The sequence below is a fragment of the Labrenzia sp. R5_0 genome (assembly GCF_017743835.1).
Lineage (GTDB): Bacteria > Pseudomonadota > Alphaproteobacteria > Rhizobiales > Stappiaceae > Roseibium > Roseibium algicola.
In genome coordinates, this window is record NZ_JAGHRK010000006.1 from 284,037 (window position 1) to 304,161 (window position 20,125).

Annotated in this window: 17 protein-coding genes; 12 read left to right on the plus strand and 5 right to left on the minus strand. The window is 59.8% G+C overall.

The genetic code is table 11. The annotated features are described in order from the left end of the window. Positions 1-53 precede the first annotated feature (53 nt). The 9 genes from glpD to arsB all read left to right on the plus strand — a co-directional run bounded on the left by glpD (position 54) and on the right by arsB (position 10,542). Entirely contained in the window at positions 54-1,574 is a 1,521-nt protein-coding gene (gene glpD, locus J7447_RS26585; protein ID WP_209171448.1) for a glycerol-3-phosphate dehydrogenase, read from the plus strand. 76 nt (positions 1,575-1,650) lie between these two features. Beyond that, complete coding sequence (glpK, locus tag J7447_RS26590) at positions 1,651-3,144, plus strand: glycerol kinase GlpK (protein WP_023003398.1); 1,494 nt, start codon at positions 1,651-1,653, stop codon at positions 3,142-3,144. Positions 3,145-3,441: 297 nt separating this feature from the next. Further along, complete coding sequence (locus tag J7447_RS26595) at positions 3,442-5,046, plus strand: ABC transporter substrate-binding protein (RefSeq protein WP_023003397.1); 1,605 nt, start codon at positions 3,442-3,444, stop codon at positions 5,044-5,046. A 118-nt stretch (positions 5,047-5,164) separates the two neighbouring features. Beyond that, positions 5,165-6,172 carry an ABC transporter permease subunit gene (locus tag J7447_RS26600; protein WP_023003396.1) on the plus strand — a complete coding sequence of 336 codons (1,008 nt, stop codon included), beginning with the start codon at positions 5,165-5,167 and terminating at the stop codon, positions 6,170-6,172. A 16-nt stretch (positions 6,173-6,188) separates the two neighbouring features. Further along, positions 6,189-7,118, plus strand: a complete 930-nt coding sequence (locus J7447_RS26605; protein ID WP_023003395.1) for an ABC transporter permease subunit — start codon at positions 6,189-6,191, stop codon at positions 7,116-7,118. 3 nt (positions 7,119-7,121) lie between these two features. Continuing rightward, positions 7,122-7,958, plus strand: coding sequence for an ABC transporter ATP-binding protein (locus tag J7447_RS26610; protein WP_023003394.1), 837 nt, complete (start codon positions 7,122-7,124; stop codon positions 7,956-7,958). Between the two features lies 1 nt (position 7,959). Beyond that, on the plus strand, positions 7,960-8,790 hold the full coding sequence (locus J7447_RS26615) for a dipeptide ABC transporter ATP-binding protein (RefSeq protein WP_023003393.1): 831 nt from the start codon (positions 7,960-7,962) through the stop codon (positions 8,788-8,790). 193 nt (positions 8,791-8,983) lie between these two features. After that, positions 8,984-9,337 carry a metalloregulator ArsR/SmtB family transcription factor gene (locus tag J7447_RS26620; RefSeq protein ID WP_055661220.1) on the plus strand — a complete coding sequence of 118 codons (354 nt, stop codon included), beginning with the start codon at positions 8,984-8,986 and terminating at the stop codon, positions 9,335-9,337. Positions 9,338-9,495: 158 nt separating this feature from the next. Next, positions 9,496-10,542, plus strand: coding sequence for an ACR3 family arsenite efflux transporter (gene arsB / locus J7447_RS26625; RefSeq protein ID WP_023003391.1), 1,047 nt, complete (start codon positions 9,496-9,498; stop codon positions 10,540-10,542). Here the strand turns inward: arsB and J7447_RS26630 are convergent. Then, on the minus strand, positions 10,539-11,186 hold the full coding sequence (locus tag J7447_RS26630) for a GntR family transcriptional regulator (RefSeq protein WP_168685326.1): 648 nt from the start codon (positions 11,184-11,186) through the stop codon (positions 10,539-10,541). The two genes, arsB and J7447_RS26630, sit on opposite strands and share 4 nt — an antisense overlap. Positions 11,187-11,378: 192 nt before the next feature. Here J7447_RS26630 and J7447_RS26635 point away from each other — a divergent pair, with 192 nt between their 5' ends. Beyond that, on the plus strand, positions 11,379-12,620 hold the full coding sequence (locus J7447_RS26635; protein ID WP_209171449.1) for an FAD-dependent oxidoreductase: 1,242 nt from the start codon (positions 11,379-11,381) through the stop codon (positions 12,618-12,620). Positions 12,621-12,662: 42 nt separating this feature from the next. On the opposite strand, the gene J7447_RS26640 is transcribed toward J7447_RS26635, so the two are convergent. Next, positions 12,663-13,088, minus strand: a complete 426-nt coding sequence (locus J7447_RS26640) for a GNAT family N-acetyltransferase (RefSeq protein ID WP_209171450.1) — start codon at positions 13,086-13,088, stop codon at positions 12,663-12,665. 204 nt (positions 13,089-13,292) lie between these two features. Further along, the gene (locus J7447_RS26645) at positions 13,293-13,979 is read right to left on the minus strand and encodes a DUF2270 domain-containing protein (protein WP_023003387.1); all 687 of its coding nucleotides are present in this window, start codon (positions 13,977-13,979) and stop codon (positions 13,293-13,295) included. A gap of 253 nt (positions 13,980-14,232) precedes the next feature. Here J7447_RS26645 and J7447_RS26650 point away from each other — a divergent pair, with 253 nt between their 5' ends. Continuing rightward, positions 14,233-15,171 (plus strand): MliC family protein, encoded by a 939-nt coding sequence (locus J7447_RS26650; protein ID WP_209171451.1) that lies wholly within the window; start codon positions 14,233-14,235, stop codon positions 15,169-15,171. 43 nt (positions 15,172-15,214) lie between these two features. On the opposite strand, the gene J7447_RS26655 is transcribed toward J7447_RS26650, so the two are convergent. Next, positions 15,215-17,665, minus strand: coding sequence for a Tex family protein (locus J7447_RS26655; RefSeq protein ID WP_286189627.1), 2,451 nt, complete (start codon positions 17,663-17,665; stop codon positions 15,215-15,217). Positions 17,666-18,072: 407 nt separating this feature from the next. On the opposite strand from J7447_RS26655, the gene J7447_RS26660 reads away from it, so the two are divergent. Then, positions 18,073-18,723 (plus strand): TetR/AcrR family transcriptional regulator, encoded by a 651-nt coding sequence (locus tag J7447_RS26660; protein ID WP_055661227.1) that lies wholly within the window; start codon positions 18,073-18,075, stop codon positions 18,721-18,723. On the opposite strand, the gene J7447_RS26665 is transcribed toward J7447_RS26660, so the two are convergent. Continuing rightward, positions 18,707-19,828, minus strand: a complete 1,122-nt coding sequence (locus J7447_RS26665) for an ATP-dependent RecD-like DNA helicase (protein ID WP_209171452.1) — start codon at positions 19,826-19,828, stop codon at positions 18,707-18,709. The genes J7447_RS26660 and J7447_RS26665 overlap by 17 nt on opposite strands. Between the last annotated feature and the right edge of the window lie 297 nt (positions 19,829-20,125).

Genomic DNA, 20,125 nt, shown 5'->3' on the forward strand with positions numbered 1-20,125 from the left:
GTTTTATTTTCATTTTCAATCCTGAGACGCAAAAACACAGGCCGGGGACAGTTATGGCTGCGGATTACGATCTTTTGATCATTGGTGGGGGCATCAACGGAACGGGCATCGCCCGCGACGCGGTCGGCCGGGGGGCTTCGGTTCTTCTGGTCGAAATGGGTGACCTTGCCGGCGCCACATCGTCGGCCTCGACCAAGCTCATCCACGGCGGGCTGCGCTATCTGGAATATTACGAGTTCGGTCTGGTGCGCAAAGCGCTGAAAGAGCGTGAAGTGTTGTGGCGCGCAGCGCCGCATATTGCTTGGCCGCTGCGGTTCATTCTGCCGCATCACAAGGACCTGCGTCCGGCATGGCTCCTGCGGCTCGGCCTCTTCATGTATGACCATCTCGGCGGGCGGGAATTGCTGCCGGCCACCAAGACCGTGCGTCTGGATCAGGCTCCGTTCTCGCAAGGGCTCAAGAAGCTCTTCAAGAAGGGTTTCGAATATTCGGACTGCTGGGTGGACGATGCCCGACTGGTGGTTCTGAATGCGCGCGATGCAGCTGATCGCGGCGCCGAAATCCAGACGCGTACCAAATGCATCAGTGCGCGGCGGGACGGCGACGTCTGGCAGGTCGTTCTGAAAGACCTTGCAAGCGGCGAGGAAAAGACCGTCACTGCCAATGTGCTGGTCAATGCCGCCGGGCCCTGGGTTGCGGACATGCTGAGCGGCGTTACCGGGGCGAACAACAGTTCCAGCGTCCGGTTGGTCAAGGGCAGCCACATCATCGTCAAGCGCCAGTTCGAACACGACCGTTGCTTCATCTTCCAGAACGGCGATGGCCGGATCGTGTTCGCCATTCCTTATGAAAACGACTTCACGCTGATTGGTACGACCGACGTCGATTTCCAGGATGACCTGAGCAAGGTCGAGATCTCGAAGGACGAGATCGCGTATCTGTGCAAGGCGGCGAGCGAGTATCTGGAAAATGCGATCACGCCCGAAGACGTGGTCCATACCTATTCCGGCGTCCGCCCGCTCTACGATGACGGCGCAAAGGATGCCAAGGCGGCGACGCGCGACTATGTGCTTGAGCTGGATGCGGGCGATACGAAGCCGGCGATCCTGTCCGTCTTCGGTGGCAAAATCACGACCTATCGCAAGCTTGCCGAGCATGTCCTGGAAAAGTTGGAGCCGTATCTGCCTTTCAAGCGCGGGGTATGGACGGCCTATGCGCCGCTGCCGGGCGGTGATTTCAAGGTGAGCGAGTTCGATGCGGAAGTGTCACGCCTCGAGGCTGATTATCCGTTCCTCGACAAGGTCTTCGCTACTCGTCTGACCCGTCTTTACGGCACGGATGCGCGCTTCATACTCGGGGAAGCGAAGACGCTCGAAGATCTTGGCCGCAGCTTTGGCTACAATCTTCATGAAGCGGAAGTGAAATGGCTGGTCCGCCGCGAATGGGCCCGCAGCGCGCAGGACATCCTGTGGCGGCGGACGAAACTGGGTTTGCGGCTCAGCAGGGAGGAAGCTGCCGAGCTGGACACCTATCTGTCGGCTTATCTTGCGGAGCAGGCCGGCGCTGCGGCATAGTTTTATCAAACGGAACCAGATGACCTGCCGGCCTTGCCGGCAGTTTTCATGACAAGAAGAAAACGGGAGGTGCGCCATGGCCGGATGTGTTTTGGCAATAGACCAGGGCACGACGTCGAGCCGGGCAATTGTCTTCGGCGACGATTTCCATCCAATCAGTGTGGGGCAGCAGGAGTTTCCGCAACACTTCCCGAAGTCGGGTTGGGTGGAGCATTCGCCGGCCGATATCTGGACGAGTACGCTGCGCGTGTGCCGGGAGGCGCTGGAAAAGGCACCGTCCGGTGGCGCGGATGTTGCCGCGATCGGAATCACCAACCAGCGGGAAACCACCCTTGTCTGGGACCGCTCCACGGGCGAACCGGTCTACAACGCCATTGTCTGGCAGGACCGGCGTACGGCCGATTTCTGTGCGAAATTGCGCTCGGAAGGCCGCGAAGGAGTTTTTTCCGCCAAGACGGGCCTGTTGCTGGATCCCTATTTTTCCGGGACCAAGATCGCCTGGATCCTCGACAATGTGGACGGTGTGCGCGAGCGTGCGGAACGCGGTGAGCTTGCCTTCGGCACCGTCGACACATGGCTGATCTGGCAACTCACGGGCGGCAAGGTGCACGCAACCGATGCCACCAACGCTTCCCGGACGCTGATCTACAACATTCACGAAAACAAGTGGGATGAAGAGCTTTGCAAGCTCCTCAACATCCCGCAGAACCTGCTGCCCGAGGTCAAGGACAGTGCGGATGATTTCGGCGTCACCGATACGGAATTGTTCGGCCGGGCAATACCGATCCTCGGTGTTGCCGGCGACCAGCAGGCCGCGACGGTCGGGCAGGCATGCTTCAAGCCGGGAATGGTCAAGTCAACCTACGGCACGGGTTGCTTTGCACTGATGAACACCGGGTCCAAACCGGTCCGGTCCAACAACCGCATGCTGACGACCATCGCCTACAGGCTGAACGGCGAAACCACATATGCGCTCGAAGGGTCGATCTTCGTTGCCGGTGCTGCCGTCCAGTGGCTGCGCGACGGTCTGGGGCTCATCGAAAGTGCCGGCGACACGCAGTCGCTTGCCGAACAGGCGGATCCCAACCAGGACGTCTACCTTGTTCCTGCCTTCGTTGGTCTTGGCGCTCCTTATTGGGACGCGGAAGCCCGGGGCGCGCTGTTCGGTCTGACGCGAAACACGGGTCCGAAGGAAATTGCCCGGGCGGTGCTGCAAAGCGTCGGTTACCAGACCAGCGACCTGGTTGAAGCCATGCGGGCAGACTGGCCGGAGGCCGAACAGCCGGTGCTCCGTGTCGATGGCGGCATGACGGCATCCGACTGGACGATGCAGTTCCTGGCCGACATTCTGGGCGCGCCGGTCGACCGGCCGACTGTCCCGGAAACGACGGCGCTCGGGGCAGCATGGCTCGCCGGATCGAAGGCAGGTGTCTGGCCTGGCGCCGAGGCATTTTCGGCAGAATGGAAGCTGGAAAAGCGTTTCGAGCCGCGTTTACAGGAAAGTGAGCGGGCCAGATTGCTTGCCGGATGGCAGGACGCTGTCAAACGAACCCGTTCTACGCAGGATTGAGAAATTCAGGGGCTCCCGTTGTTGCGGGAGCCTTTTGTTTTCAGGCGGTTAGATGAAGCTTGAAAAACGCTGCCGTTGCGGTATTTGTTTCTCGTGAGTTAACGTTGCCGCATTAAAAATTTACGGCAGCAACTCTTACCTAGCAAAAAAATTTCAAAAACATCCTCAAATTAGAAATATGTTGGCAGTTGATTTTCTGCCAAAAAAACGCCTTAGTTTGCGCTGGCTTGGGCTTAACTCCTTTGCGCGATTCAACGATGCAAGGCCCTTGCTCTTCATCAAGGGGAGAACAGTTTGATGAATTTCCAAAAAACCTTGAAGGCATCCCTTCTTGGCGTAAGCCTTGCTGTGATTGCAGCAACCGGCGCTTCTGCAAAAAACCTGGTTTATTGCTCTGAAGGTTCGCCTGAAGGCTTTGATGCTGCACTTTACACCGCAGGCACGACGTTCGACGCTTCCTCCAAGCCGATCTACAACCGGCTTGTCGAGTTCAAGCGCGGCACGACCGAAGTGCTGCCGGGCCTGGCTGAAAGCTGGGAAGTTTCCGAAGACGGTCTGGAATACACCTTCAAGCTGCGTCAGGGTGTGAAGTTCCACACCACCAGCTTCTTCACGCCGACCCGTGAATTCAATGCAGACGACGTGATCTTCACCTTCGAGCGTCAGCTGAAGAAGGATCATCCGTGGCACGAATACACCGCCGGTACCGCGTGGGAATATTTCGACGGCATGTCCATGCCGGACCTGATCAAGGAAATCGTCAGGGTTGACGACTACACGGTCAAGTTCGTCCTGAACCGTCCGGAAGCACCGATGATCGCCAACCTGGCGATGGACTTCGCTTCCGTCGTGTCCGCCGAATACGCAGCCCAGCTTGAAGCAGCCGGTTCCAAGGAACAGCTGAACCAGCAGCCGGTCGGCACCGGTCCGTTCTCCTTCGTGGGTTACCAGAAGGACGCGGTGATCCGTTATGCGGCAAATCCGGACTACTGGGGTGGCAAGCAGCCGGTCGACAACCTGATCTTCGCGATCACTCCGGATGCAGCCGTGCGTCTTCAAAAGCTGAAGGCCGGTGAATGTCACGTCATGCCGTACCCGGCACCGGCCGACATCGCCGACATCAAGGCTGACGGCAACCTGACCCTGATGGAACAGCAGGGCCTGAACGTCGGTTACCTCGCTTACAACACCAAGCAGGCACCGTTCGACAAGCCGGAAGTCCGCAAGGCGCTGAACCACGCGATCAACAAGCAGGCGATCCTCGACGCAGTTTTCCAGGGCTCCGGCCAGGCTGCCAAGAACCCGATCCCGCCGACCATGTGGTCCTACAACGACGCCGTTGAAGATGACGACTACAATCCGGAACTGGCCAAGGAAATGCTGGCAGCAGCTGGTGTATCCGATCTTTCCATGAAGATCTGGGCAATGCCGGTACAGCGTCCGTACAACCCGAACGCTCGTCGTATGGCTGAAGTCATGCAGGCCGACTTCGCGAACGTCGGCGTGAACGTCGAGATCGTTTCCTACGAATGGGGTGAATACCTGTCCCGTTCCAAGGACGAGAACCGCGACGGTGCCGTGCTTCTCGGCTGGACCGGTGACAACGGCGACCCGGACAACTTCCTGGCCGTTCTGCTCGGCTGTGACGGTGTCGGCGGCTCCAACCGCGCCCAGTGGTGCAACGAAGAGTTCGACGCGCTGATCAAGAAGGCAAAGACCGTGACCAGCAAGGAAGAGCGCACCAAGCTCTACGAAGAGGCACAGGTCGTGTTCAAGGAGCAGGCTCCGTGGGCAACCATCGCGCACTCCGTGGTCTTCATGCCGATGTCCTCCAAGGTCTCCGGCTACGTCATGGACCCGCTCGGCGGCCACTGGTTTGACGGCGTGGACATTGCGGAGTAAATCCGCCTAACTCGAAGAGGGCGCTGGCAGCAATGCCGGCGCCTTCGGACATTCTGGCCGGCGGATGCTTTCCTGACATCAGGTCGTTTCCGCTGGCTCTTCGTATCTGGAACCTGACATGCTTCGCTTTCTTCTAGGTCGTCTCGGCCTGTTGATACCGACATTCTTCGGCGTCACCCTCGTCGCCTTCTCGTTTATCCGCATGCTGCCCGGCGATCCTGCCGAACTGCTCGCAGGCGAGCGCGGTATATCTGATGAGCGGAGGGCTCAGGTCCTTGGCCAGCTTGGCTTCGACAAACCGCTCTGGCAACAGTACCTCGATTACATCGCAGGTATCTTCCAGGGGGATCTGGGCACGTCCTTCGTGTCGAAGAAGCCGGTGCTGGATGAATTTCTGACACTGTTTCCGGCGACTGCCGAACTCGCGCTCTGCGCCATCATCATTGCCGTCTGCCTTGGCATTCCCGCCGGCATCTTCGCGGCCGTGAAGCGCGGATCGGTTGCCGACCAGGCAATCATGGGCACGGCGCTGGTCGGCTACTCGATGCCGATCTTCTGGTGGGGCCTGCTGCTGATCATCCTGTTTTCGGGAACCCTCGGCTGGACACCAGTCTCCGGGCGCATCTCGCTGATGTTCTTCTTCCCGCAGGTCACCGGCTTCATGCTGATCGACAGTCTGTTGTCCGGCGAGAAGGGGGCCTTCCTCTCCGCCGTCCGGCACCTGATCCTGCCGTCCATCGTTCTGGCGACCATTCCGATGGCGGTGATCGCACGCCAGACACGATCCGCCATGCTGGAAGTTCTGGGCGAGGACTACGTGCGCACGGCCCGCGCGAAAGGCCTGCCGCCCCGCGCGGTGATCGGTCTGCATGCGCTGCGCAATGCCCTTATCCCGGTGGTGACCACCATCGGCCTGCAGGTCGGCGTGCTTCTTGCCGGCGCGATCCTGACAGAGACTATCTTCTCCTGGCCTGGCATCGGCAAATGGCTCGTCGACAGCATCTCGCGCCGCGACTACTTCGTGGTCCAGGGTGGTCTGCTGCTGATTGCCGGGATCATCATGATGGTCAACCTGATCGTGGACGTGCTCTACGGCCTGATCAATCCGCGAATTCGCCACAACTGAGCCGGGGACAAGGAAAATGACAAATACCTCGCCGGCTGCGAAAGCCGATCAGACCAAGCTCCAGGCCGAAAGCCGCAACGCCACCAAGGCGCAGCTTGTCGAGTTCTGGTACTACTTCTCACAGAACAAGGGTGCCGTTGTCGGCCTCGTGGTGTTCGCGTTGCTGGTCCTTATGGCCATCTTCGCGCCGCTGGTCGCACCGCATAGTCCCGACTTTCAGTATCGCGACAGTTTCCTCGTGCCTCCGGTCTGGGAGGAGGGCGGCAAGGCCGCGTTCCTGCTCGGAACGGACGCCGTTGGCCGTGATATTCTTTCGCGCCTCATCTTCGGCGCGCGCTTCTCGCTGTTCATCGGTGTTGTCGTCGTCACCATCGCCCTTGTCGGCGGTGTCGTGATCGGCCTTGTCGCCGGTTACATGCGCGGCATGACCGACACGCTGATCATGCGTGTGATGGACATCATCCTGGCATTCCCCTCGCTTCTGCTGGCCCTCGTGCTGGTGGCTATCCTGGGGCCCGGGCTGATCAACGCCATGATCGCAATTGCCATCGTGCTGCAGCCGCATTTCGTGCGTCTGACCCGCGCGGCCGTCCTGTCCGAACGCACACGGGACTATGTCGTCGCGGCGAAGGTGGCAGGTGCCGGGCACATGCGGCTGATGTTCAAGACGATCCTGCCGAACTGTCTGGCGCCGCTGATCGTTCAGGCGACGCTGTCGTTCTCCAACGCGATCCTGGATGCGGCCGCCCTCGGCTTCCTGGGCATGGGAGCACAGCCGCCAACACCGGAATGGGGCACCATGCTTGCCGAAGCGCGTGAATTCATCCTGCGCGCCTGGTGGGTGGTAACCTTCCCGGGTCTGGCGATCCTGATCACCGTTCTTGCCATCAACCTGGTCGGTGACGGTCTGCGCGATGCGCTCGACCCGAAACTGAAGAGGAGCTAAGCCATGTCTCTTCTTGAAATCAGAAACCTGAAGGTCGAGTTCGACACCGCCAAGGGCCCGTTCAAGGCGCTCGACGGCGTTGATTATGCGGTCGATGCAGGCGAGGTCCTGGCGATCGTCGGCGAATCCGGGTCCGGAAAATCCGTCGCCATGTTGGCGACCATGGGTCTGCTGCCGAACACGGCAACGATCACCGCCGACAAGATGGAATTCGAGGGTCTCGACCTGCGCACCCTGTCGGCCAAGGAACGGCGCCGGGTGATCGGGAAAGACATCTCGATGATCTTCCAGGAGCCGATTGCCAGCCTCAACCCGTGTTTCACGGTCGGCTTCCAGCTCAGTGAAACATTGAAGACCCACATGGGGTTGAAGGGACGTCAGGCCCGGGACCGGGTGGTCGAGATCCTGACTTCCGTCGGTATTCCGAACCCAGCCGAACGCCTGTCCGCATTTCCGCATCAGATGTCCGGCGGCCAGTGCCAGCGTGTGATGATCGCCATGGCAATTGCCTGTGCGCCGAAACTGCTGATCGCCGACGAGCCGACGACTGCCCTTGACGTGACGATCCAGAAACAGATCCTGGATCTCCTGGTCAAGCTGCAGCAGGACAGCGGCATGGGGTTGATCATGATTACCCATGACATGGGCGTGGTGGCCGAAACCGCCGATCGTGTCATCGTGCAGTACAAGGGCCGCAAGATGGAGGAGGCCGACGTGCTGTCCCTCTTCGAAAACCCCAAGAACCCGTATACGAAGGCATTGCTTTCAGCGCTGCCGGAAAATGCCACGGGCGACCGCTTGCCGACGGTGAGCGACTTTGCCGAAGCGGGAGGTTTCTGAGATGGCTGACGATGTGATCCTCAAGGTCCGCGATCTGTACCGGACCTATGACATCAAGGGCGGCATGTTCAAGAAGGCGTCGACCCTGACCGCCGTCAAGGGTGTGAACCTGGATGTGGAACGCGGCACAACCCTTGCCGTGGTCGGCGAAAGTGGCTGTGGCAAGTCGACCCTTGCGCGCATGCTCACCATGATCGACGCTCAGTCTTCCGGCCTTATCGAGATCGACGGCCTGCCGATCGATATCTCCAAGACCGGTATTTCCCGCGAAATGCGCCAGAAGGTGCAGATCGTTTTCCAGAACCCCTATGGCTCGCTGAACCCGCGCCAGAAGATTGGCCATGTTCTGGAAGAGCCGCTTCTCCTGAATACCGACATGCCGTCGGCAGAGCGCCGTGACCTGGCGCTGCAGATGCTGGAGAAGGTCGGGTTGCAGCCCGAGCACTACGGCCGTTATCCGCACATGTTCTCCGGTGGCCAGCGCCAGCGCATCGCAATTGCGCGGGCGATCATGATGAAGCCGAAATTGCTGGTGCTCGACGAACCGGTCTCCGCGCTTGACCTGTCGGTCCAGGCGCAGATTCTGAACCTGCTTGCAGACCTGCAGGAAGAGATGGGCCTCACCTATGTGTTCATCTCTCACGACCTATCGGTGGTGCGCTACATCGCAGACAAGGTGATGGTGATGTATTTCGGTGAAGTGGTGGAATACGGCACGCGGGACGAGGTTTTCGAGAACCCGCAGCACGATTACACCAAGACACTGTTCGCCGCGACGCCGAACGCGGATGTGGAAAGCATCAGGAAACGACTGGCTGCAAAGGCTGCCTGAACCGGCAGTTCTGTCAGACGCTGAAAACAAGACCCTCGCTCTTTCCGGAGCGGGGGTCTTTTGCTTTCGGTCACGGAGCTGCCTGGATTGACCTGCGCTCACATTCCCGCCCGGTCGCAGCTTCGGTTTGCAACTTCTCGCAACGCAGCAATTTTTGGGTTGCATAGTTCCATATTTCGAGTATTCTCGAAATATGGAAAAAGAAGACGCCCTGAATGCATTGGCAGCTCTTGGTCAGGAAACCCGCCTCGACGTCTTTCGCCTGTTGGTGAAGGCCGGAAAAGAAGGCATGACCGCCGGTGCCATCTCAGATGCACTCGATGTGCGTCCGAATACCCTGTCGACCCACCTGGGCGCCTTGTCCCGATCCGGCCTTGTGCACGCCGAACGGGACGGGCGCTCGATTTGTTATCGGGCGAGCCTGGAAGCGATGCAGGGCCTCGTGACCTACCTGTTGCAGGATTGCTGCGGCGGCAACCCTGAACTCTGCGCACCGATCGCATCGCTTGTGGCCGGTGGCGGCTGTGAACCAGGTGGGAAGTGCTGACATTCAGGAAACAGATATGCCTGGATGCCGGAAGGTTCCTTTCGGCAGCAAGACAAGCTGCGTGACCGGTTTTGAGCGAATTGATGTAGAGACACCTCGGGCAGGTTTTCCACGCTGCTCCCTGGTTTGCTGAAATGCCGATGTGAGAGAGAGTTGGAATGACACAGGAAACGTCACCCATGGGGCTCTTCGAGCGCTTCTTGTCGCTCTGGGTTGCCTTGTGCATTGCCGCCGGGGTCGGGCTCGGCGCCCTCTTTCCCGGGGTCTTCGAGGCGATCGCCTCACTGGAATATGCCAGCGTCAATCTGGTTGTGGCCGTACTCATCTGGGTGATGATCTACCCGATGATGGTCAACGTCGATTTTGCCTCGCTGAAGGATGTCGGCCGCAAGCCCAAGGGGCTCTGCATCACGATCGTCGTCAACTGGCTGGTCAAGCCCTTCACGATGGCTGCGCTCGGGATCCTGTTCTTCGAGCACGTATTTGCGGGGCTGGTGGATCCGCAGACTGCGAAAGAGTACATCGCCGGCATGATCCTGCTCGGGGTCGCGCCGTGCACGGCCATGGTCTTCGTCTGGAGCCAGCTGGTGCGCGGCGATGCCAACTACACGCTTGTCCAGGTCTCCATCAACGACATCATCATGGTGTTTGCCTTCGCGCCCATCGCAGCGCTGCTGCTTGGTGTGACCGACATTGTCGTACCGTGGCAGACCTTGCTGCTGTCGGTGATCCTTTATGTGATCATTCCGCTGGTGGCCGGCTATTTTACCCGCAAGGCGCTGGATGGATCGGGGAGCGATGAGCGCATCGCCGAGTTCACGGGAAAGGTCAAACCCTTCTCCGTCATGGGTCTTCTGGCAACCGTTGTCCTGCTGTTCGGATTTCAGGCGCAGACCATTCTGGAAAAGCCGCTGGTGATCGTGTTGATTGCCGTGCCTCTGCTGATCCAGAGCTATGGCATTTTCTTCGTCGCCTACGCCTGGGGGTACCTGTGGCGGGTGCCGTTCAACACCGCTGCGCCTGCAGCGCTGATCGGGACGTCCAACTTCTTCGAACTTGCCGTGGCCGTTGCCATCAGCCTGTTCGGTCTGAACTCGGGCGCTGCCCTTGCGACGGTTGTCGGTGTTCTTGTGGAAGTACCGGTAATGCTGTCGCTGGTCGCCTTCGCAAACCGGACACGGTCTCACTTTCCGGCGGCTGCCTAACCGGAGCCGCTGACCAGCGTCGTTGCCTGACGGCGCAGGTACAGCATCAGGTTTTCCGCGTGATCCATCGCGGCGGCCTCGTCTCCGGCGGCAACGGCGCGCATGACCTCCATGTGGCTCCAGGCTGCCGGGGTGAGATCCTCCTCACCAAAATGGCGGTACCAGAACCGGCGGCTCTGCGTCTGCAAAGGGGCCAGGGCCTTTGCTGCAAAAGGGTTGCAGGCAGCGGCCGAGACGACTTCGTCGAAGGCTTTGTCCAGGCGCAGATAGTCCGCCACGTCCGGCTTTGCAGCCGCCTCGCGCATGTCTAGTGCAATCGCTTCCAGGGTTCTGCGGTCGTCCTTGCTGGCAAGCCGCGCTGCCAACCCTGCAACGAGACGTTCCAGGGCGTGGCGGGCCTCAAGAACCTTCAGAAAATCGGACGGGTTCATTTCCGCAACGACAATGCCAAGCCGCGGCCGGATGTTCAAAAGGCCTTCCCAGGAAAGACGCTGAATGGCTTCGCGTATGGGTGTTCTGCCAAAACCCAGTCTCTGTGTAAGCGCAGCTTCCGTTACGGTTGCCCCTGGTTTCAGTTTCAGGGTCACGATTTCTTCTTCCAGCAGGCGATAAGCCTGAGTGGATCGGCTGAAATCTGCGGACATGAAAGTCTGGGCCTTTATATGTTTCAGATGTGCGAGTGATATATCAGACGATTAGCCGCTAGACGAGCCTTGCCGGTTCTGGCAGGACGGTGAACCTGAAAACAGACTGTGGGTCTGGACGGTGGATCCTTGCGACACCCGCATTGTTTCGCCGAACAGGTCGTTGATCGCGAACGAGAAAAGACACGCCGAATGAGCAAGGGACATGTCCATGTGATTGGTGCGGGCATCGTCGGGCTGGCGACTGCTGCCAGCCTGGTGCAACGCGGTTACGGCGTGACGGTGCTGGACCGCGAAGGCCCTGCGGCAGGCGCAAGCCAGGGCAACGCGGCTGCCATCGCCTGGACAGACGTTGCGCCTCTTGCTTCGCCTGGTCTTTGGAAACAAGCCTTCAAATGGATGCTGGATCCGCTGGGTCCCTTGTCGGTCCGTCCGGCTTATGCGCTCAAGATCCTGCCGTGGATGCTGCGTTTCATGGCGGCTTCAAACCCTGCAAAGGTGGCGCAGAGCACGAAGGCGCTGGCGGATCTGAATGGAGGCGCTCTTCCGGCGTGGGAAGCGCTCTGGCGGACAACGGGAACCCACAACCAGGTGCGCCGGGACGGCTGCCTGGAACTGTTCGACACGGTGCAGTCGCTTGAAGCTTCGCGCGCGGGCTGGGCGGAGCAGCGCGACTACGGCATCAAGGTTGAGGAACTGGATGCATCAGCGATCCGGGATCTGGAACCGGACCTTTCTTCCCGTGTTGTCGGCGGGGCACTTGTGCCGGACTGGGTGCAGGTGGATGAGCCCAAGGTCCTTTGCCTTTCGGTTGCCGAGTGGCTGTCATCTCAGGGTGTCAAGTTCGAGGTTGGTGAGGTCAGCCGCTTGCAGCCCAATGACAAGGGCTGTGACGTGATCCTGAAAGACGGCAGCACGATCGCGGCCGAGCGACTGGTGATTGCCTGCGGGGCATGGTCGAAGGCCCTTGCCGCGCAGCTGGGAGATCCGATCCCGCTGGATACGGAGCGCGGTTACAACATCACCATCCCGAACCCCGGCGTTAACGTGAACCGCATGATCATGCTGTCCGGTCACGGTTTCGTCCTGTCGCGTCTGTCCAGCGGCTTGCGCGTCGGCGGGGCGGTGGAATTCGGCGGTCTCGACCTGCCGCCGAACTGGCGCCGCGTGGACGCAATGCTGGCCAAGGCAAAGCTGTTTTTCCCGGAGCTCAAGTCGGAAGGCGGCAAACGCTGGATGGGGTTCCGCCCGTCCATTCCTGACAGCCTGCCGGTCATCTCACCGGCAACACGGCATAGCAGGATCTTTTATGCCTTTGGCCACGCCCACCACGGTCTGACGCAATCTGCCGTCACAGGGCAGATGATTGCGGACATGATCGAGGGCGCGCGGCCTGATATCGATCCAGCGCCCTTTGCGGCAAGCCGGTTCTGAGCCAAAGCGAGTTGCGGCGGCCCGAAGGCCGCCGCTTTCCTGTCAGGGCTTCATCGCCAATTTAATGCTGATGTGCTGTGCCTGTTCGTGGAAGTATTCTTCGGTCGGCACAAAGCCATAGGCGGTGTAAAAGCGCCGGCCGCGAGCATTCTCCTTGAAGACTTCAACCGTGAGCGGCCCCTTCTGTTTGACCGCGTGATCCACAAGGGCCCTTCCGAGGCCACGTCCATGATATTGCGGGTCCAGAAACAAGCCGCCGATGTAGTTGTCCAGCAGCGAGATAAAGCCGACGGCAACACCATTGATCTCCGTGACGTAGGTTTCCGCCTTCGGCAGATAGATGTCGCGGATGGCGGTGGCGGCCATGTCGTGAAAGTCGTCGCTCAGAAACGGGTGGGCGAATTCACTGGCCTTGCGCCAGATATGGATGATCCGTTCAGCGTCCTGGCTGACATAGGGTCTGATCATTTGGATAACATTGTCCTCGTCCGATCATGAGGTCACGACCGGGTGGTGTCTCTCTTCAGGTTTGGCAAACGCAGTCCGGAGCAGCCGGAGGCGATTTGCGGATGGGCACCGATGGGTGCCCGAGAGGTCAGGACATAAAATCTCCGAAGTGGACTGAGGGGCCCATACCACACCCTGCTGCCAGAGGAAAAGACTTGTGCTGTCTCAGATCGACTGCATCGGTGAGCGGCGTTTTTCCCGATAGAGCTTGTCCAGCCGCAAGGTCACGATGGCGAACACCACCCAGCTGGTATGAAAGACAAGACCTGCGAGCATGACGGTCCATCCGGGAATCGGCCCTATCGCCGCCCGTTGGAACACGTCGGCAAGGCTGGTCAGTGGGACGGGGTGTATCGCCAGCTTGCCGTAGTAGGCGACAGCCTGGATCGCCAGGATCCAGGAATAGTTGCTGCGCAAGCGCCGTCCTGCCGCCCTGACCAGCGAAATATGATAATGCGGCATCTCATAGTCGTCGGAGAGCATCGTTGCCCAGCTTCCGCGCATGGGCACTTTGCCTCCGGCGAGGATAGGCGCGTAAAAGTCCGTCTCCATCAGGCGTGCCCGGGCCCGAAACATGTTGTAGTAGCGGTAGCGGCGAGCTTCGAAGATCAGGAAAACAGTTACCAGCAGCCCCACCAGCACCATGGGCAAGGGTGAGGCTTCCTTGTTGGAGAATGTCGCGGACAGGGCGATGCCGGTGGTGACGACGGCCCAGTTGGTGGTGTTATCGAGGCGGGTGCGCCAATGTGTGCTGCGAAACACCTCGGCGCGGTAAAGGTGGGCAAGCGCGGTGAGCGTGCCGGACTCCATGTCCTGCTTGGGCCAGTCCTGTTCCTGATCCTTCTGAGACATATTCCGTTCCTAAACGGACTTCTTGTTAAAACAGAGTAATGCAGTTTCCCGCTATTGCCAGAGGGGCAAAATTGACCATGGCGAAGCCGGGGCAGGGGGGCGCGCTGCCAATCTGACAAAGTGCCGCGCAGGCAGCCGCAAAACGAGGTTCCCTTTCCTGTTCATGTGACCTAAAGTTCGTTTTTGAATTCAGTATTTTTCTTCGAAGACGCTGCATTTCCTCTTAAGAAACATCAATAGAACAGGCATTTTGATGAACAAGTTTTCTCTTTTTGTCGTGCTGGCAGCACTTGTTTTGCCAGCCAGTTTCGCTTTCGCCTCACCGGACGTCGATTTCCCGCAGAATGGGGCATCCTACGGCGGCAAGGTTCGCAGTGGTCCTGGTATGCAATACGGGCAAAGCGGCAGTCTCCGTCAGGGGGATGCCATTTTGATCCTGTCCGGTACCGGGGTCATGATGAATGGCTACGAGTGGTTCCAGGTCAGGTATCGCAACGGACAGACGGGCTATCACTGGGGCGGGCTGTTCTGCTCGGAGCGCCCATACCCGGGGATATACGAGGTCTGCGGAGGCCGGCCTCAGGTCCAGAACCCGGTGCCGCAGCAACCTGGTGGCCAACTGTCGGCAGCTCCTGGTGTGAATGGCCAGACTGTTGGTGTCGTCCGGCATTCTGGCGGCAGTTTCACAAACGTTGGAAACGGCCAGTGGCAGGAAGCGGACGTCTACGGCACCGTGAATTTCCATTTTCAGGAATTCGGCCGGGACGACTGGTCGGTGTATTTACACGATGCTTCAAGAAATGTGACGCTGCAGCTGGATCTGCATCGGCGCATGATCCTTTATGCGCAGGGAAATGGTCCGCGGTCGGACCTTTACCAGATCACCGATGCCTTTCCGGCGCGCAACTATCAACCGGCAGCAGCTGGCAATGTGGCGCAGCCGGCCGCTGGTGACTCAATCACGGTGCAATACACGTGCACCGAAGGATTGCCTTTGACCGCCACCTACGTGCAAAGCGGCAACGGCCACCTGATCTACACTATTGACGGTCACACGCCGAGACGGCTCGAGCAGGTCGTCTCAGGGTCAGGCGCGCGTTATACGGACGGTCAGTACACGGTTCACAGCAAGGGACGGCAGCTCTTGCTCCAGTCGCCTTCGGGCATCGATAACTGTTACGAAAATCAGTAACAGGTTGATCCAGCGGCGCTGATAACGCCGCTGGATCAGGCCCTCATTTCTTCTTGTTCATCGCTGCGGCGAGTGCCGCGGCCAAGGCGTTGTTGCCGCTGTCTCCGCCGGAGGACTTCGGCGCGCCGCCACCACGGGGGCCATTTCCGCGCGGGCCGTTGCCGCCGCCGGGTCCCTTGCCGCCGGGGCCTCGGCCCCCAGGACCGCTCCGGTTCTGGCCACCCCTGTCCTGACCACCGCGCTCGCGCTGGCCCTGGTAATCTGCCTGGGACTTCATGGTCATGGAGATGCGCTTGCGCGGAACATCCACTTCCAGGACCGTCACCTTGACGATGTCACCGGCCTTCACGACCTTGTGCGGATCATCGACGAACCGATCAGCCAACTGGGAAACATGCACCAGCCCGTCCTGATGAACACCAACATCGACAAAGGCGCCGAAGTTGGTGACGTTGGTGACCGTGCCTTCCAGCTTCATGCCCGGTTTCAGGTCGGAAATTTCCTCTACACCGTCCTGAAGGGTGGCGGTCTTGAATTCCGGGCGCGGGTCACGGCCCGGCTTTTCCAGTTCCGACAGGATGTCCTTCACGGTTGGAAGGCCGAATTTCTCGTCGGTGAACTCTGACGGTTCGAGGCCTTTCAGCAATGAGGCATCGCCCATGATCTGGCGCACGTCGCGGCCGCAGGCCTTCACGATCCGTTTTGCCAACGGATAGGCTTCCGGGTGGACGGATGAGGCGTCGAGCGGTTCCTTGCCTTCGTTGATGCGCAGAAAGCCTGCGCAGAGTTCAAAAGCCTTAGCGCCGAGGCGCGGGACTTCCTTGAGCTGGGTGCGACTGTCGAAGCGGCCGATGGCTTCACGGTGTTCGACGACCGCCTTTGCCAGACTGTCCGACAGGCCGGAAATGCGCGACAGCAGGGCGGGAGAGGCGGTGTTGAGATCAACGCCGACGGCGTTCACCGCGTCTTCGACAACCGCATCCAGCGCACGGGCCAGCTTGGTCTGGTTGACGTCGTGCTGGTACTGGCCGACGCCGATGGACTTCGGTTCGATCTTGACCAGTTCGGCAAGCGGGTCCTGCAGGCGGCGAGCGATGGAGGCCGCGCCGCGCAGGGAAACGTCGACATCCGGCATTTCCTTCGCCGCCAGTTCCGAGGCCGAATAGACCGAAGCGCCGGCCTCGTTGACGATGACCTTTACCGGGCGCTGGGCGGCGGGAATGTCGGCAAGAACGTCACCCGCCAGCTTGTCTGTTTCACGGCTGGCCGTGCCGTTGCCGATGGCGATCAGGCCGACCTTGTGTTTCGCGATCAAGGCGAGGAGAGCGGCACGGGAGCCGGAGACATCATTGCGCGGCTGGAACGGATAGATGGTCGCGGTTTCAACCAGCTTGCCCGTTGCATCGACAACGGCAACCTTCACGCCTGTCCGGATGCCGGGATCGAGGCCGAGTGTGGTTCTGGAACCGGCGGGCGCTGCCAGCAGCAGATCCTTGAGGTTGCGGGCAAAAACCTGGATGGCTTCTTCTTCCGCCTTGTCACGCAGGACACCCATCAGGTCGAGTTCCAGGTGCAGGGCAAGCTTCACCTTCCAGGCGAAACGCGCAGCTTCCATAAGCCACTTGTCGCCAGGGCGGCCCCGGTCGGCGATGCCATAGGTGTCAGCAACCATCTTTACGGCGGGCAGGACAGGGGAGACGTCGTCAGCATCAACCGTCAGGTCGACAGACAGGATGCCTTCGTTGCGACCACGGAACAGCGCAAGGGCGCGGTGACTCGGGATCTTGGACCATTGTTCGGAATAGTCGAAATAGTCGGCGAATTTCGCACCTTTTTCCGCCATCCCGTCGATGAGTTTCGATTGAACGACGCCACGTTCCTCGACATGGCGGCGCAGGCGGCCGACCAGCTCGGCGTTTTCGGCAAAGCGTTCCATCAGGATCTGGCGAGCACCGTCAAGCGCCGCCTTGGTGTCGGCAACGCCCTTGCCTTCATCCACGTAAGCGGCCGCTTCGGCCTCGGGGTCTCGGGTGGGATCGTCCAGAACAGTGTCGGCCAGCGGTTCCAGGCCGGCCTCACGGGCAATCTGCGCCTTGGTGCGACGCTTCTTCTTGAACGGCAGATAGATGTCTTCAAGCTGGGACTTTGTATCGGCTGCCTGAATGCTGGCAACAAGATCGTCTGTGAGCTTGCCCTGCTCTTCGATGGATTTGGTTATGGCGACGCGGCGGTCTTCCATTTCGCGCAGATAAATCAGCCGCTCTTCGAGCTTGCGCAGCTGGGTGTCGTCAAGCCCACCGGTGGCTTCCTTCCGGTAGCGGGCGATGAATGGCACCGTTGAACCTTCGTCCAGCATCTGGACGGCCGAATTCACCTGGCCGGCCTTGCAGCCGATTTCATCCGCGATCCTCTGTGCGATGCGCAGGGCGGTCTGGGCGGACAGGTCGGCCTTGGGAGTGGACGTGGTCGGGTCGGTCATCGATACGCTTGCCATTTACGAAAGGTACTTTCCGTCGAGAAAAATCTGAGCCGCAGACGATAAGCCCCCTCAATCGGGCGGAAAAGGGACCGATGAGCTCCGTCCACTGTGAAATACCGAAAGATTGCCGGATCGGGCGCGCCGGATTGAAACGAGCTGAGCCCAATGGCGAACCAATTTCATCGCAGGCAGTGCAGTGAAATTGTTTTGGTATGCACTTTTAGGTTGAATGGTGGGTAGTTCCTGTACGAATTGCAATAAATTGCGTATTCTGCGTTGAAAACGAGCAGCTATTCTTTCAACAGGATGTCGTGGTCGGTTGGTGGTGCGCATGGTGGGCAAGGGCGCACATCCTGCCGAGGTTCAAGGTTCCCGAGCTTTAATAACCGGATCACACGGTTTGTTATGAGGAGTGCAGACCGATGGCGCGCGGACGGCCAAGAAAAATCGATACCAAAGACGCTCTTCATTCCGTGATGATCGCCTTTTGGCAGAACGGCTATACCGGCACATCCATGAGCGATCTTGCCGAAGCGTCAGGCATGGCCAAACCGGGCCTTTATGCCGCGTTCGGCGACAAGGAAGCACTGTTCGAAAAGGCGCTTCTGCATTATTTCGAAACCTATGGCGGGCCGGTTTTTGCCAGGTTGAAACGGGCTGAAAAACACGTTGTCCAGGACTTCCGGGATTTTCTCGGTGCCGTCGCGGACCTGACGCTGGACAAGGAAACGCCGGCTGGATGTTTTCTCGTCAATGCCCTTGTCGACTGCACATATGGCGCTCAGCGGCATCAGGAAGTCGTGCTGAACCTGAGGGCTGCACGGTTCAAGGCCATCAGGGATCGCCTTTTAAAGGCGGTTGCCGCGGGGGAGATGTCTGAAGATACCGACGTGGACCGGACGGCCACCTTTATCGACGGACAGTTTTCGGCAATTGCCCTGCTTGGGCGCAGTGGCAGCAGCGAGAACGACCTCAGAACCTTTATCGAGACCGGTCTCCAGGCACTTCCTGCCAGCAATGATCTGCAGGAGATTTCCGAAGCCGCGTTCAACTCGCCTATCTTACGACAGTGATCTGCTCGGCGGCGCGGGTGACTGCGGTATAAAGCCAGCGGCTCTTGTGCTCGCGGAATGCCCAGCTTTCATCAAACAGGACAACGTTGTCCCACTGCGAGCCCTGGGCCTTGTGGACGGTCAGCGCATAGCCATAGTCGAATTCGTCCGCCTTGCGCCGGATGGCATAGGGAATGCTTTCCGCGCCATCCTCGAACATGGCCGGCAACACCTTCACCTTGACGGCGTTTCTCGAGAGCTCGTCCTCGGACACGACATCGAAGCGCAACGTGTTGCCGCGTGGGGGGCGCAGGCGCTTGACCGTCCAAAGACCGCCGTTCAAAAGCCCCTTGGTCTTGTCGTTCCTGAGGCACACCAGCTTGTCGCCGACCGCTGGCATGGGAGTGGTGAAATCCTTCAACTCGCGAATGCGGGCGTTGTAGAGCCTGCGCGTCTTGTTGGTGCCGACCAGCACCTGATCGGCGGCAAGGATCTGGTCCTTGTCGATGTCGCGCCGGTGGATCACCCGGCTTTCGCCGAATGTGCCGTAGTCGAGCTGGCCACCGTCGCGAATGGTCATCGACATGCGCACGATCGGATTGTCCTGCGCCTGCCGGTGAACCTCGGTCAGCATCACGTCGGGCTCTGCTTCGGTGAAAAAGCCACCGCCCTTGACCGGAGGCAGCTGTGCCGGGTCACCCAGCACCAGAACGGGCGTGCCGAAGGACAGAAGGTCCTTGCCCAGGTCTTCGTCCACCATGGAGCATTCGTCGATGACGATCAGGCTCGCGGTCGAAGCCTGGCTGTCCCGCTTGATGGCAAACTGCGGGCCGCTGTCGTCATCATCGTCGTCAAGGTCGTCTTCTTCCTTGGCCGAACGGGGGCGGTAGATCAGCGAATGGATCGTGCCCGCATCCTCGCAGCCTTTCTGGCGCAGCACATGAGCAGCCTTGCCGGTGAAGGCGCCAAAACAGACGTCGCCGTCGATGCCTTCCGCCAGATGCCGGGCAAGCGTTGTCTTGCCCGTGCCCGCAAAGCCGAACAGGCGGAACACCTGCCTGTCGCCGCGCTTTAGCCAGGCAGCGGCTTCTTTCAGGGCTTCATCTTGTTGCGGGGACCAGGCCACGAAATGCTCCTTCAGGATCAGAACGGGTTGCTTACCCCGAAACGGGCGATTCGACCACGGCGGAATTGGGGGGCTTGAGGCCGATATGATCAGGCGCGCGCAGCGGGCGTTCGTCCAGCGAAGCCAGACAGGAGCCGTTTCCAATCCAGACGCCAGCCTCAGACCTTGCCGTAGTTCCAACCCCAGCCGCAGCCGTAGACCCAGACTCAGCCCCAACCCAGCCCTAGCCCCAACCTCCCCCTCATCCTGAGGAGGGCCGAAGGCCTGTCTCGAAGGATGGGCGGCATACTCCGGAAC

Excerpts from the sequence above, each read along its gene's own strand:
- glpD (WP_209171448.1), top strand. The coding sequence starts at position 54 with ATGGCTGCGGATTACGATCTTTTGATCATTGGTGGGGGCATCAACGGA.
- glpK (WP_023003398.1), top strand. The coding sequence starts at position 1,651 with ATGGCCGGATGTGTTTTGGCAATAGACCAGGGCACGACGTCGAGCCGG.
- J7447_RS26595 (WP_023003397.1), top strand. The coding sequence starts at position 3,442 with ATGAATTTCCAAAAAACCTTGAAGGCATCCCTTCTTGGCGTAAGCCTT.
- J7447_RS26600 (WP_023003396.1), top strand. The coding sequence starts at position 5,165 with ATGCTTCGCTTTCTTCTAGGTCGTCTCGGCCTGTTGATACCGACATTC.
- J7447_RS26605 (WP_023003395.1), top strand. The coding sequence starts at position 6,189 with ATGACAAATACCTCGCCGGCTGCGAAAGCCGATCAGACCAAGCTCCAG.
- J7447_RS26610 (WP_023003394.1), top strand. The coding sequence starts at position 7,122 with ATGTCTCTTCTTGAAATCAGAAACCTGAAGGTCGAGTTCGACACCGCC.
- J7447_RS26615 (WP_023003393.1), top strand. The coding sequence starts at position 7,960 with ATGGCTGACGATGTGATCCTCAAGGTCCGCGATCTGTACCGGACCTAT.
- J7447_RS26620 (WP_055661220.1), top strand. The coding sequence starts at position 8,984 with ATGGAAAAAGAAGACGCCCTGAATGCATTGGCAGCTCTTGGTCAGGAA.
- arsB (WP_023003391.1), top strand. The coding sequence starts at position 9,496 with ATGACACAGGAAACGTCACCCATGGGGCTCTTCGAGCGCTTCTTGTCG.
- J7447_RS26630 (WP_168685326.1), bottom strand. The coding sequence starts at position 11,186 with ATGTCCGCAGATTTCAGCCGATCCACTCAGGCTTATCGCCTGCTGGAA.
- J7447_RS26635 (WP_209171449.1), top strand. The coding sequence starts at position 11,379 with ATGAGCAAGGGACATGTCCATGTGATTGGTGCGGGCATCGTCGGGCTG.
- J7447_RS26640 (WP_209171450.1), bottom strand. The coding sequence starts at position 13,088 with ATGATCAGACCCTATGTCAGCCAGGACGCTGAACGGATCATCCATATC.
- J7447_RS26645 (WP_023003387.1), bottom strand. The coding sequence starts at position 13,979 with ATGTCTCAGAAGGATCAGGAACAGGACTGGCCCAAGCAGGACATGGAG.
- J7447_RS26650 (WP_209171451.1), top strand. The coding sequence starts at position 14,233 with ATGAACAAGTTTTCTCTTTTTGTCGTGCTGGCAGCACTTGTTTTGCCA.
- J7447_RS26655 (WP_286189627.1), bottom strand. The coding sequence starts at position 17,665 with ATGGCAAGCGTATCGATGACCGACCCGACCACGTCCACTCCCAAGGCC.
- J7447_RS26660 (WP_055661227.1), top strand. The coding sequence starts at position 18,073 with ATGGCGCGCGGACGGCCAAGAAAAATCGATACCAAAGACGCTCTTCAT.